The sequence below is a fragment of the Candidatus Nucleicultrix amoebiphila FS5 genome (assembly GCF_002117145.1).
GTDB classification, from domain to species: Bacteria; Pseudomonadota; Alphaproteobacteria; order Caedimonadales; family Nucleicultricaceae; genus Nucleicultrix; species Nucleicultrix amoebiphila.
The window spans coordinates 426502-439264 of sequence record NZ_CP008743.1 but is presented as its reverse complement, the minus strand read 5'-3'; the positions used below and the strand labels follow the sequence as shown (position 1 = coordinate 439264).

The 12763-nt window shown below is 40.1% G+C and carries 16 protein-coding genes and 1 tRNA gene; 13 read left to right on the top strand and 4 right to left on the bottom strand.

Going from position 1 to position 12763, the window contains the following annotated elements; translation table 11 throughout:
• The first annotated feature begins 5 nt into the window (after positions 1-5).
• From GQ61_RS02025 to GQ61_RS02010, 4 genes are read left to right on the top strand one after another with little or no spacing between them, the layout of a single operon-like run.
• Positions 6-890, top strand: a complete 885-nt coding sequence (locus GQ61_RS02025) for a hypothetical protein (protein ID WP_085783701.1) — start codon at positions 6-8, stop codon at positions 888-890.
• A 17-nt stretch (positions 891-907) separates the two neighbouring features.
• A complete protein-coding gene (locus GQ61_RS02020; RefSeq protein WP_085783700.1) occupies positions 908-1432 on the top strand; it encodes a hypothetical protein in 525 nt (174 codons plus the stop codon).
• A gap of 15 nt (positions 1433-1447) precedes the next feature.
• Entirely contained in the window at positions 1448-1870 is a 423-nt protein-coding gene (locus GQ61_RS02015; RefSeq protein ID WP_085783699.1) for a cell wall hydrolase, read from the top strand.
• A 3-nt stretch (positions 1871-1873) separates the two neighbouring features.
• On the top strand, positions 1874-2428 hold the full coding sequence (locus GQ61_RS02010) for a hypothetical protein (protein WP_085783698.1): 555 nt from the start codon (positions 1874-1876) through the stop codon (positions 2426-2428).
• Positions 2429-2431: 3 nt separating this feature from the next.
• Here GQ61_RS02010 and GQ61_RS02005 read toward each other — a convergent pair whose 3' ends face one another.
• Positions 2432-2665, bottom strand: coding sequence for a hypothetical protein (locus tag GQ61_RS02005; protein ID WP_085783697.1), 234 nt, complete (start codon positions 2663-2665; stop codon positions 2432-2434).
• Positions 2662-3681 (bottom strand): porphobilinogen synthase, encoded by a 1020-nt coding sequence (gene hemB, locus GQ61_RS02000; protein WP_085783696.1) that lies wholly within the window; start codon positions 3679-3681, stop codon positions 2662-2664. Before hemB ends, GQ61_RS02005 begins: the two co-directional genes overlap by 4 nt.
• 322 nt (positions 3682-4003) lie before the next feature.
• Between hemB and GQ61_RS01995 the strand changes: the two genes are divergently transcribed.
• The 3 genes from GQ61_RS01995 (at position 4004) to GQ61_RS01985 (ending at position 7051) form a co-directional block, all read left to right on the top strand.
• Entirely contained in the window at positions 4004-5329 is a 1326-nt protein-coding gene (locus GQ61_RS01995; protein ID WP_085783695.1) for an MFS transporter, read from the top strand.
• Positions 5330-5350: 21 nt separating this feature from the next.
• The gene (locus tag GQ61_RS01990; protein WP_085783694.1) at positions 5351-5803 is read left to right on the top strand and encodes an HIT family protein; all 453 of its coding nucleotides are present in this window, start codon (positions 5351-5353) and stop codon (positions 5801-5803) included.
• A gap of 105 nt (positions 5804-5908) precedes the next feature.
• The gene (locus tag GQ61_RS01985; protein WP_085783693.1) at positions 5909-7051 is read left to right on the top strand and encodes a patatin-like phospholipase family protein; all 1143 of its coding nucleotides are present in this window, start codon (positions 5909-5911) and stop codon (positions 7049-7051) included.
• 65 nt (positions 7052-7116) lie between these two features.
• Here GQ61_RS01985 and GQ61_RS01980 read toward each other — a convergent pair.
• Positions 7117-7193: transfer RNA gene (locus tag GQ61_RS01980), tRNA-Arg, on the bottom strand.
• 144 nt (positions 7194-7337) lie between these two features.
• Here GQ61_RS01980 and nusB point away from each other — a divergent pair.
• Positions 7338-7829 carry a transcription antitermination factor NusB gene (nusB, locus tag GQ61_RS01975; RefSeq protein WP_085783692.1) on the top strand — a complete coding sequence of 164 codons (492 nt, stop codon included), beginning with the start codon at positions 7338-7340 and terminating at the stop codon, positions 7827-7829.
• A 92-nt stretch (positions 7830-7921) separates the two neighbouring features.
• Entirely contained in the window at positions 7922-8320 is a 399-nt protein-coding gene (locus tag GQ61_RS01970; RefSeq protein WP_085783691.1) for a hypothetical protein, read from the top strand.
• Here GQ61_RS01970 and GQ61_RS01965 read toward each other — a convergent pair.
• The gene (locus GQ61_RS01965; protein ID WP_085783690.1) at positions 8310-8615 is read right to left on the bottom strand and encodes a DUF167 domain-containing protein; all 306 of its coding nucleotides are present in this window, start codon (positions 8613-8615) and stop codon (positions 8310-8312) included. The two genes, GQ61_RS01970 and GQ61_RS01965, sit on opposite strands and share 11 nt — an antisense overlap.
• A gap of 72 nt (positions 8616-8687) precedes the next feature.
• Here GQ61_RS01965 and radC point away from each other — a divergent pair, with 72 nt between their 5' ends.
• The 4 genes from radC (at position 8688) to GQ61_RS01945 (ending at position 12755) form a co-directional block, all read left to right on the top strand.
• Positions 8688-9368, top strand: coding sequence for a RadC family protein (radC, locus tag GQ61_RS01960; RefSeq protein WP_085783689.1), 681 nt, complete (start codon positions 8688-8690; stop codon positions 9366-9368).
• A 265-nt stretch (positions 9369-9633) separates the two neighbouring features.
• Entirely contained in the window at positions 9634-9864 is a 231-nt protein-coding gene (gene relB, locus GQ61_RS01955; RefSeq protein ID WP_085783688.1) for a type II toxin-antitoxin system RelB family antitoxin, read from the top strand.
• Positions 9857-10132: a type II toxin-antitoxin system RelE family toxin gene (locus tag GQ61_RS01950; RefSeq protein ID WP_085783687.1), complete on the top strand. Its 276-nt coding sequence runs from the start codon at positions 9857-9859 to the stop codon at positions 10130-10132. The genes relB and GQ61_RS01950 overlap by 8 nt, the downstream gene beginning before the upstream one ends.
• Positions 10133-10253: 121 nt before the next feature.
• Positions 10254-12755, top strand: a complete 2502-nt coding sequence (locus GQ61_RS01945) for a type VI secretion system Vgr family protein (protein ID WP_085783686.1) — start codon at positions 10254-10256, stop codon at positions 12753-12755.
• Positions 12756-12763: the final 8 nt, after the last annotated feature.

Here is a 12763-nt window from a genome sequence, read left to right as displayed (position 1 = left end):
ATTTTATGCACTTTGACATGGTCATTCGCGCAAAACAAGGACGCCCATTTGATGAGGGGTTTCAACCACAATTAAGTATTTCAGATAAACTCAATAGCTATGATTTATCGATGCAATCTTCCATGGAGAAGAACTGGGGACATTTGAAACGGGAAGCGCAAAAACCTGAGCTTATATCTCTTGAAGTTCAAATTCAGGCGCAAAAATTAACCCATGATCCAGCTCTTACTGTGATGATTAATAACCAGAGTAAAACAGGGCGCTTTTATGAAACAACTGTGGTGCGTAATCTTGATCAAAGTCATGTGCTTGAAAATCAGCATCAAAGGATCGATTTTTTCTACATGAACAAAGGTTATTTGACACTTGATCATAAAGAGCATTCCATAAAAGGGCTTGATGTCGATCCTTATATGATTCGTTTATCAGAACCAGGATTAGTGGGGCACAAAATATTTAACACACAAAATCTACAAACAATTACGCAAAGTCATAAACATTTAGGATCGGGGAATTGGCTCGTAACTCCTCCTCATCATACTCAGGGACTTCTTAATATACTTCCTGTCTTGAGCTATGGCGGTTTTTATACACCTGGATGTCCTTTCAATAAAATCAGACAAATGTACGGAATGATTAGTCCTGAGGAAAACGACTATGGACTATTGATTTATAGCAGGAACGAATTAGCTCAAAAACATGATTTACAGAAGTTAATGTTTGTTGACGAAACTATCTCAGATTTATCCCTCTCAGACTGCATCAAAAGAGGCGATTTTAAAATTGAGCTTCAAAATAAGATGCTAGGTGAAAGCATATATTATCGGTCTTTTAATTATCACTATGACTTTAACGCGGCGGGCATATTCGAAATTGATTTTATAATTTAACTGAATAGAGGAAATGTATGCCCATTATTTATCGCAAAGATAAAGGAAGTCCCCTCAGTTTTGAGGAATTGGATGGAAATTTTTTAGATCTTGATAAGCGTTTGAGATCTCTTGAATGCAAAGAAGTTTATGGAGAAGGAATTGCAACAATATCTCGTGAAGGGGATCAACTCGTTTTTAAAAATTCCTTAGGAGAAAAAGTTGGTCAATGTACACTTCCTATGCCGATTTTAAAGGCTACCGGTCCTTGGAAAAGCGACACTGATTATTGTATTCATGATCTTATCAGTCACGGTCAGTTAACACTGCTGTGCATTAAAAGTCATCGGAGTTCATCCCGCTTTGAAGATCATCAACACTGTTGGCAAACGCTTGTTGAAGGATTAACGTCTGCGAAAACTTCATTTTCAATGGTTGGTCTTTGTGAAAAAACAACCATCCCTAAACCATCGGTTGGACAATTAGTATGTGTTATCGATGAAAAACCCTTAAAACTTCTTATCTCTGACGGAACTGGCTGGCACCAAATTTTGACGCAATAAGCAAGAGGTGTCTTTATGAATAAATCAATCGATATATTGAGTCGTACATTGTATGGAGAAGCGCGCGGCGAGTATGAACGTCGTGATGGAGGAATATCATCATTAATTGCTGTTGGTAACGTTATTATTAATCGTGTTCAAAGACAAAGTCATTTTGGTTTAACTGTGGACGAAGTTTGTCTCAAACCTTACCAATTTTCTTGTTGGAACCTTGATGATCACAATCGTGCAAAACTTGAAGCAGTCCATGAGGGTGATCCAATCCTTAAAATATGCTCACAAGTTGCGCGGGGCGTTTTGATGGAACACTGGCCAGATCTAACAAAGGGAAGCACGCATTATTATGCAAACTGGCTTCAACGTCCACCAAAATGGGCGACCAATAAAAAGCCCCAAGTAAAGATAGGTCAGCATCTTTTCTTCAAGTTGGACTCTTAACCTATGGTTGCTCCAATTTTAACAGCTGCCATGACTTTGGCAGAAATGGCACCAATGATTGCTCGCTGGTTTTCCGGCGACACTGAAAATTCCAATACGACTCAAATGATTGCAGGGCGCGTGGTTGATATTGCCAAAAAGCTGACTGGGACGAACACTGCAGCAACCGCAGTTGAAGTTTTGCAGCGTGATCCAAAGCTTTTAATAGAATTTCAACGTACTATTTTGAAACTTGATCGCGATCTTGAAAGAGCGTTTCTTCAAGATCGTATGAGTGCAAGAAGACGTGATATGGCTCTTGTTGCTGCTGGCAAGAATAATACACGAGCGGATGTGATGGTCGTGTCAGCTGCCTTCGGACTTTTATCATGCCTGATATCCTTAGCTTTTTACAAGGATGCCATGCCTGGCGAAGCCGTTGGAATTATTTCAACTATTGCAGGTATCTTTGGTGCTTGTCTTAAAGATGCTTATGCTTTTGAGTTTGGGTCATCAAGAGGAAGTAAGAATAAGGATTTAGCTGTCATGATGAGTGCTATGGAAAGCAACAATCATTAAGGGTTATGACCCGTTAGAGGTCAGTGAATCACTTAAACGTTTGTGTTCTTCCATGGCGTGTAGATGGTCTTTATTCATGCGCTCAATCTCATCCTCTACCCAAGTATCGCTTGGATACGTTTCTGGATTAGGGCGTTCAGGAACGGATCTTAAGGAAGGATAGTCGTTATATGAAGACGAACATCCTGCAATTAAAAGACAGGATATGAGAAGAGTAGAGCGCGCAAAGTGTGTCACTTTTTTATAGGTTCCTTTTGGATGAATTGAGCTGCTTCAACAGCACCATAGGTGATAATACCATCGGCCCCAGCGCGTTTAAAGGAGATTAGTGTTTCCATAAGACCTTGATTGAAATCCAACCAACCCGCTTTTGCGGCGAGATCAAGCATGGCGTATTCACCACTCACTTGAAATGCAAAGGTTGGGACTTTAAAGGTATCTTTGACGCGTGCAACAATATCAAGATAGGGCAGGCCAGGTTTAACCATAACCATGTCCGCACCTTCGGCGATGTCTTGCGCGACTTCTCTTAATGCTTCATTGGCATTGGCAGGATCTAATTGGTAAGATTTTTTATGAGATTTTCCAAGGCATGACTGTGAGCCTAAAGCATCCCGAAAAGGTCCGTAAAAAACCGAAGCATATTTAGCTGCGTAAGACATAATTTGTATGTGCTCAAAATTTTCACTATCGAGCGCTTGACGGATAACGCCAACGCGACCATCCATCATGTCAGACGGAGAAATAACATCGGCACCAGCTTTTGCATGCACAATGGCATGCTTGGCCAACAACTTGACCGTCTCATCGTTCAAAATCTCTCCATTGGTCACGAGTCCATCGTGTCCATGGCTCGTGTAGGCGTCTAAAGCGACATCTGTCATGATCCCTAGATTAGGAAGAGCTTGTTTTAAAGCACGCACAGTGGTTGGAATCAATCCTTGATCATTAAGACACTCTTTTGCATCTTCTGACTTTCTTTTGTTTTCGATAACAGGAAAGAGGGCTAACAAACCAATGCCTAAATCATGAGCTTTATGCGCTTCTTTAACGAGTTCTTGCACACTATAACGTTTGATGCGTGGCATGGATGTAATCTCAGGAGAAATCGATTCCTCTCGAACAAAGACTGACCAAATAAGATCTTTTGGACTTAATGCAGTCTCTGAGACAAGATTGCGAGACCATTCATAACGACGTGTGCGTCTTAGACGGACTGTTGGGAATTGGCCAAGGATTTGAGGAAGAGACATGATATTATCCTGTTATTATAATGAATCATGGAGATTTTTATTACTCCTTTTCATTTATGCTGGCAATGCTCTTCGCGTGGATAAATCAAAATAATAAGCTTTATGAAATATTTATAATGACGGATTGCTCTAACAGTTACTCTATTAATAAAGTGTGATTATAGATTTGCCAAAATTTTTAGGCAATAATAACAAAGTTTAACTTGTAACTTGCTGAAAATATGGTTATTGCAAAAAAAGTAAGTTATTCGTGAAAAATAGTTTGCATCTAGTGATCAAATGGTTAGGATCATATTTTAATCATGTGAGAGGTTTTCTTTCAATGACAGCAGTCCGCGCTCTTAAATCAGATGTTGAAGACCCTGCCATCGAAGCTTCGACATATAATCGTAGCACGTATCGATATTGGCGTTTTAGGATTATGTATGCCACTATCATTGGGTATGCCGCTTATTACTTAGTTCGTCAAAATTTTTCGATGGCTATTCCCAGCATGGGAGAAGAATTTGGTTACTCAAAAACCCAATTGGGTTGGGTTATCACAATTTTTTCCATCATTTATGGTGCTGGCAAATTTTTTAATGGATACTTGAGCGATCGTTCCAACGCACGCTATTTTATGGCCTTTGGACTTTTTGGGTCTGCATTGGTTAGCTTTACAATGTGCCTCAGTTCGAGTCTGGGGTTTCTTATAATGTTCTGGGCATTAAATGGATGGTTCCAATCTATGGGATGGCCGCCTTCTGCCCGTATGATTACACATTGGTTTAGCCCTAAGGAATTAGGAACCAAATGGTCTATTTGGGCTTCCTCTCATATGATTGGAGGAGCAGCCATTGTGGCTATCGCTGGTTGGCTGATAGAAAATTATGGGTGGCGATCTGCCTTTTATGTACCGGGTGTTCTGGCGATTATATTCTCTCTATTCTTACTTGATCGCTTGAGAGACACTCCAAAAGCACTCGGATTGCCCACTGTGGAAACGTATAAAGGGGATACGCAGTTTTTAGACCCCCGTGAAGATGAACGAATTACCATGAGTGAAGTGTGGGGGATGGTGCTACGCAATCGCTATGTATGGTACATGGCGCTTGCTAACATGTGTCTCTATATACCACGTATGGGCATTTTCAACTGGGCACCAACGTTTTTAAAAGAATACAAATCAGTCACTTTGATGGTTGCAGGATGGCAAGTTGCTGGATTTGAGTTGGCAGGCTTGGTTGGAGGTATTTTTGCTGGTTGGATGTCCGATAGAATTTTCTTAGGCCGTCGAGGGCCAGTAGCGGCTATATACCTATTCTTGTTAACTTTTACCCTCGCTCTTCTTTGGCTTGTACCCGCTGGATATCCAATAGTTGATGCTATTTCTTGTATGTTAGCTGGATTTCTTGTTTATGGTCCTCAAGTTTTAGCTGGAGTAGCGGTAGCAGACTTTGCCTCAAAAAGAGCTGTTGGTGTAGCTACTGGGGTAATCGGTGTTTTAGGGTCAATTGGCACGGCTGTATCTGGAGTAGGGATCGGTTACATCGTCGATCACTATGGATGGTCTGGAGGCTTCATGTTGTTTATGGTGGCTTCTCTTGTGGGGGCTTTTTTCTTTGTGCTCACCTGGAACCGACGTTCACGGATGTTTGAAGGTTCATAATAGCCTTGATCCGGTGAATGCATGACATTACTGACGCAAGCCAACTTCGAAATCTGTGAAGGGTGTGCCATTGTACAGACTGTTCTGAATGGCAAGAACGCCGGTTTTATTCATGAGTTTGAGTCTTCAGTCTTAATTCTAGGTAGTCACCAATATTTTAAAGGGTATTCTGTACTCTTTTTGAAAAAACATGTGCGTGACATGATTGATTTAGAGTTAGAAGCTCAGCAAAAAATATTTCAAGAACTTATGAAGGCATCAAAAGCTATTCAAAAGGCTTTTAACCCCTGGAAGCTGAATTACTCATGTTACGGCAATAAGGTTCAGCATATTCATTGGCATATTTTTCCACGATATGAAGGTGATCCATCTCTGCTTGAAACACCATGGAAAAATGCCGCCAATTTCAATGAATTTATTCCATCACAAGATACTATGATAAAAACAATTAGACTTATTCAAAATTGTTTCTAAGAGTTTGTTAATATTCTGTTTTACAGTTAATCTTTGGTTAACCGAAAAGTTCTATTCTAAATTTATAGATTATCATTTTTAATCATAACTTAAAGAGGTAGAACAATGGCTACAACTCCAAAAAAGATACATGGATTTGATCGAGTTGCTCTCGTGTTACAAGGCGGTGGCGCAAGAGGAGCCTATCACTTAGGTGCTTACAAAGCTTTGGAAGAAGCTGGTTATACTCCCGATATTATCTGCGGAATTTCAATTGGAGCCCTTTCTGCTTGCGTCTTGGCAGGAAACCCTCCTGGTGAGCGTATCAAAAAACTTGAACAATTCTGGAATGAAATTACTTGGCCAGATATGGCAGAAAAAGTTCCTATGCCTTTAACTGACCAGTTAAAGAAATTTCATAATCAAATGTCTGCGTTGCAAGCAGTTATGTTTGGACAACCAAACTTCTTTACGCCTTGGTTTCCTCCACCTCAAATGCAGCCTAAAGGAACATCACAAGCAACCAGTTACTATGATACAAGTAAGATGAAAGATACGCTGCAACGCCTGTCTAACTTCGATTACTTTAATAAAGAACATAAAACACGTCTGATTACGGGAGCGACCAAAATTAAGACGGGTGAGTTGGTATTCTTTGATAGTGGTGAAATGGAATTAACGCCTGACCATGTTTTGGCCAGCGGTTCTTTGCCTCCAGGATTCCCTGGTGCACGTATTGATGGCGATTTGTATTGGGATGGTGGTGCACTCTCCAATAGTCCTATTGAAGGTATCTTTAGGATTAAGCCTGCGGCCAATACACTTATCTTTATGATTGATTTGTTTGACGGCGCCTCTCCTGATCCAAAAGATTTGGATGAAGTAAGCTGGGTAAGTAGTGGACTTATGTTCGCAAGTCGTACAAGCCATAACATTAAGCAGGAACATGCAAAGCATAACATGAGAAAAGCGATTAGCCATTTGCTTAAAAATATTCCTGATAACCTTAAGAACGATCCCGTGGTTAAAGAAATTAAAGAAGATGCATCGGATGTTAATTACCATTTCGTGCACATTATTTACGAATCACCAAAGACCGATACGAATGATTCGGGACATGAATTCTCAAGGTTGTCTGTAAAAGAACGTGCTGAACATGGTTATGAAGACATGCAAGCAGCATTAAAGCAGGCAGACTGGCTAAAGCCTCATGCATCGCATATTGGATCGAAGATTCATACTTATAAAAATTCACGGACTAAAAAGTAAAGAGTCTCACTCAATGAATTTTAGGGCAGGAGAGTTGATCTCTTGCCCTTTTTATTTGTAAAAGCTGGCGCACCCGGCGAGATTCGAACTCACGGCCTTTGCCTCCGGAGGGCAACGCTCTATCCAGCTGAGCTACGGGTGCCTTGAAGAGATGGGTGGTTTTTATCTTAAAAACGTGACTCTGGCAAGGATGGGCTGAACTTGAGTCTTTATTTTCTTGACAGGATTAAGTCTCTCATGTCAGACCCTTGGGATATAAGTGATCTTTGAAAATGTGTAGAGGTTAATGGAAGTCATGGGGGATCGTCCGTCAAAGATGAGGCCTGGTAAATTTGAGGCGGCACGTGTTGCACGCGTCGCTGCAGTGCAAGCAATGTTTCAAATATTCCATCAATCTCTGAGCAAAGATGAAGTTATTGAACAATTCTTACGCTATCGATTGAGTTCAAAAGACTATCCTTGTGTGGCCAATAAGTCTCTTTTCGCTGATTTAGTCAATGCTACACTCAATCGATTAGAAGAAATCGATCATATTATCGAAGAATCTTTAACCGATGAGTATACTCTGGACCGATTGGATCCAGTACTGAAAGCTATTTTAAGAGTAGGGGCAGCGGAGCTTTTGAATCAACAAACGAAAATACCTCCTCCTGTTGTGATTTCCGAATACGTGGATATCACGAAGGGATTTTACGAAGGAACAGAACCAGCCTTTGTTAATAGTTTGTTAGATAGTCTTGCAAAGAAACTAGGGTTATCATTGACCCCTCATAAGTAAAGCTACTCATTTGATTTCTGCCAATGAGTATCAATAATTGCATTTTATATAAGCTTCGTGCACACTATAGAAAAAAGAACTATAGGTAGGCTATGAGACTTCACTATTTTTTAATTGGGTTCGCTTTCAGTTTTTTTCTCTTATCTCCTTTAAAGTCAGACAATGGGGTACATCAGGCCATCCCTGAAAATTTCATAAGATTGCCCCGTCTTGTGATTCCAGTTGTTCAAAATAGTTATGCAAGAGCTAATTTTACGATTCTTCTTGTTGTAGAGGCTCATGGGAGAGAAAAAGCTGATGAGCTAAGAAAATTTACCCCTCGACTAACAAATTTAGCGTATTCAGATATCTATGGACTGTTTGCGGTTGTGTGGGAGCCAGGTTATCATATCAACCTTAAAGAGCTCAAAGAGCGTTTAGTCAGGCGCTACAATGAAGCATTTGGTAAAGATATGGTCCAAGATGTTCTCGTTGAAATCATCAACGATTAAACAACGCTAGATTATTTTTGATCTCTCCTTGGATTTCGAGAACTTTAAAACGACTCGTATGACCAGTGATAATATCAATATTGGATTTAGGCACTTTCAAAGTCTTTGATAAGAAGCTGATCAAAGCTTGATTAGCTTTATTATCTTCGGGCAATGCACGCACATAGATTTTTATATAACTTTGCTCTCTATCCATGATGATTTCTCCCATTTTATCCTTAGAGGATCTGGGGGTAAGACGAATAAAGAGCTTATAACCTTTAGTTGTTTTTATAAGAGGTGATATATGAGTCAAAAGACCTCCATTTGCCAATTTGTCTAAAAAAAATTAAAATGAGTTTTATATCATAGCAAGGGAGTCGATCAGTTGGAAGATAAACCCCATTATCATGGTCATCGAGAGCGCTTACGCAAAAGATTTCTTGAAGTAGGGGCTGCAAGCTTGGCAGATTATGAACTTTTAGAGCTCATCTTAGCTGCAGCTAAACCAAGGGGAGGTTTAAAACCTCTCGCTAAAGAACTGCTTAAACATTTTAAGACCTTTGGTGGAGTGATTAAAGCGGATCCTTATGAATTGACTCATCTTCCCCATATTGGTCAGGCTTCTGTCGTCGCATTAAAAATTATACAAGCTGCTGCTGAAAGGATGATGGGGGAAGAGATTTCTGAGCGACCAATCCTTGGGGCGTGGCATCACGTGATTAATTATTGTCGTCTGACGATGGGGCATCTAAAAAAAGAACAATTGAGACTTTTATTTTTAGATGTGCATAACAAACTTATTAAAGATGAAGTTCAACAAATTGGTACAGTTGATCATGCAACTGTTTATCCTCGTGAAATAGCTGAGCGCGCTCTTGCCTTAGGAGCTTCAGGTTTGATCCTTATACATAATCACCCTTCAGGAGATACGCGGCCTTCTCAAGCTGATATTACAATGACGCGTGAAATCAAATTCTTGCTTGGAAAATTAAATATTCATTTACATGACCATTTAATTATTGGTTGTCATGGACACACATCATTGAGGGCGGAGGGGTTCATTTAATATAAATCCCCATCGTTAGTAGGTAGTCCCGGGGATTTTTTAAAGAGGGCTCCAAAGCGGATGCGTCGGATGCAATGCACCTTCGTGCATCATCCTTTTCTTCTAAAAAAAGTAAAGATTGCGTTAACTTCCCCCTAGCAACCGTAGTGTTTTTTCCAGGGTTGCAGGACATCGCATGTATTATGGGCACTCTGGCTAAAAAAGCTTGTATGTTTTGTTATACATGTTATATTACTAATATAACTACATTTTAGGAGAATTTTCCATGACCACTGCTGTAAGATTACCTGAAGATTTAGAACACAGGCTTGAGAACCTCGTCCAGAAAACGAATCGATCAAAAAGTTACTATATTCGAAAGGCTCTAGAAGAATTTCTTGAAGATCGTGAAGACTATCTCTTAGCAGCTTCCCGTTGGGAAGAGTTTGTCAAGAGCGGTAAAAAAGGAATTTCTTTAGAAGAAGTTGAAAAGAAAATGGGGTTAAAAATTGAATAAACCTTTTTGGAAAGTGGTCTTTACAACCAAATCCGAAAAAACTTTTTTTAAGCTAGAAGTTAAAGTTCAAAAACAGATTCAAGGGTATTTGAGAACAAAAATCGCAACGTCTATGAATCCGAGAAGATTAGGTAAACCTTTGAGTGGTAAGCTTTCTGGTTTCTGGCGCTATCGAGTGGGCGATTATCGTCTTATTTGCTCTATTCAAGATGATGAGTTGATTGTGCTTATGGTTACAATAGGACATCGCAAAGACATTTATCACTGAGCGTTTTGTAGAGTATCCGTCTGAGGAAAGAATGCTCGGTGTTTCCCCATTGAAGCTTTGGCGAATTACAAGTAGGATGTGTCCAATTAAATAAAAAAGTTTGTGGGTAGGCTTAAGGTTTATGGGCAACGCAACAACACGACTTCTTAAAGATGATAAAATATCTTTGAAGCTGAAAACACCGTTTGGCGCTAATGCTCTTATATTAAGAGCTTTTAAGGGTGCTGAGACAATTTCTAAACCATTTGAGTTTGAGCTCGAAATGGCGTCCAAAAAATCTAACCTTGATTTTGATACAATCATAGGAAAGCCTGTCACTGTTACGATCGAAACCACAGGAAAAAAGCGCTTTTTTAATGGCATCGTAGGGTATTTTTCCCAAGGGGAAACGGCTTCTGATGAACATGGTGAACAAATTACCTATTATAGCGCTCGGGTTTATCCAAGCTATTGGTTACTCAGGTTTAAGCAAGAAATTCAGATTTTTCAAAATAAATCCGTTGGTGACATTCTTGAACAAATTCTTAAAGAAAACAGCGTTGATTTCCAAAAAAAACTGAAAGAGCGTGGAAAAAATAAACGCGAATATTGTGTTCAATATAATGAAACTTTTTTTGATTTTCTGAATCGTCTTATGGAAGAAGAAGGAATTTATTATTTCTTCAAACATTCTGACGGTAAGCATGAAATGATACTCGCTGATAGCACGAGTGCACATGAAGATTGTCCTAATATCGATAAAGCAATATTTACTGGCTTTGAACCAAAAGAACAGTTGTTCAATGTAGTGACACGTTGCGATATTCAACAGCAAGTGATTACGAATTCTTTTTCACTGGCTGATTATAACTTTACCACCGCAGGAACGAAGCTCTACGCAAAATCTCAAGGTAAACGTGGCAAAGCTGATAAGAATTTTTATGCTTTTGCCGGTGATTTAGATCATGAAGATAAACCGACAAAAGATGCTTTGACTTCTTTGACAAAAGTGCGTGTTGAAGCTAAAGAGCTTCCTGAGCGCTTTGTTGAAGGCGCTTCCACAATACCTTCTTTTATCTCAGGATTTAAGTTTCAACTTGATAAACATAACCGAAAAGATGCTAACAAAAAGTATGTGCTTTATACCGTCGATCATGAGTACATTGTTGATGCAACGATGACGTCTAAAAGAGCAGTCTATAAAAACACCTTTAAAGCATTTTTGGCAGACACACAATTTAGACCAGCGATGCTCACGCCTAAACCTGATGTGCATGTGCAAACTGCCGTTGTGACAGGCCCCAAAGGTGAAGAAATATGGACCGATAAATATGGGCGCGTTAAAGTTCAGTTCCATTGGGATCGTCTCGGTAAATATGATGATAAGAGCACGGCATGGCTTCGTGTACGTCAGGGAGGGTTTGCCGGAAATAACTGGGGATTTCTTTTCTTACCACGCATCGGTCAAGAAGTAATTGTTGAATTTTTTGAAGGTGATGTTGATAGACCTTTTGTTACTGGGGCGCTGTATAATTCTAAGCATATGCCGCCTTATTTGCCTGACCGACCTTCCAAAAGCACCATTAAAACGAACACAACGAAAGGTGGTCATGGTTACAATGAATTGCGCTTTGAAGATTTAAAAGATGAAGAGCAAATCTATCTGCATGCGCAAAAAGATTGGGATACCTTAGTCTTAGAAACACGTACAACACGATTAAAAAAAGGCACTGATTGGAAGTGGATTGAACGTGGAGATCGTGACGTCACGATCTATGGTAAAGATGATCCTGTCCCTAAAACGACCCCAAAAGATGAAAAGCAAGCAGTAGGTAAGGGCGATGATAACCTTATGATTGTAAAGGGTAATCGTAATATGACCCTAAAAGGTGAAGGGCCGAAAAAAGGAAGTTATAACATCCGAATCAAAAAAGGTGATCGGGTGATGCATATCGATAAGGGCGATGAAAAAGAGAATCTAGATGAGGGAAATCATGAGAAGACCTTAACGAAAGGTGATTTTAAGGTAACCATGAATAAGGGAGATAAAACCCTCACCATGGATGATGGTAATCAGACTGTAACGCTGACAAAAGGCGACCAAACAATAACTTTAACTGATGGCAATCAAACGATTACCCTCGCAGATGGTAATCGAGAAGTAACTATCGATGGTAATGATACTCTGACAATTTCAGAGAATCTAGAAATCATTGTAAGCGGAGACATCACCATTACAGCCTCTGGAGCAATATCTGTTGAAGCGGGAGGGGATTTGTCTCTTTCTTCTGGTGGAGATCTTTCGATGAAAGCCAGTGGTAATGTGTCAATGACTGCAGAAGGTAATGTGACGGGCTCTGCTGAAGGCGACATGACATTGTCGGCAGAAGGAGCGCTAGAAGCGAGTGCTGAAGGCGACATGACGCTTTCTGCGGAAGGAGCTTTAGAAGCAACTGCAGAAGGGGATTTAACTATTGAAGGCTCTGCTGATGTGGATGTGACTGCAGGTGCAGCAATGGAAGTATCCGCTGGAGGTGATATCACAACTGAAGCTGGCGGGGCTTGTGAAATATCAGCTGCAGGTGACGTTAGTATTGAAGCAGTGAGTGTTACGATCGAAGCTGGAGAAATTACTTTAGGCTAATGGGTATG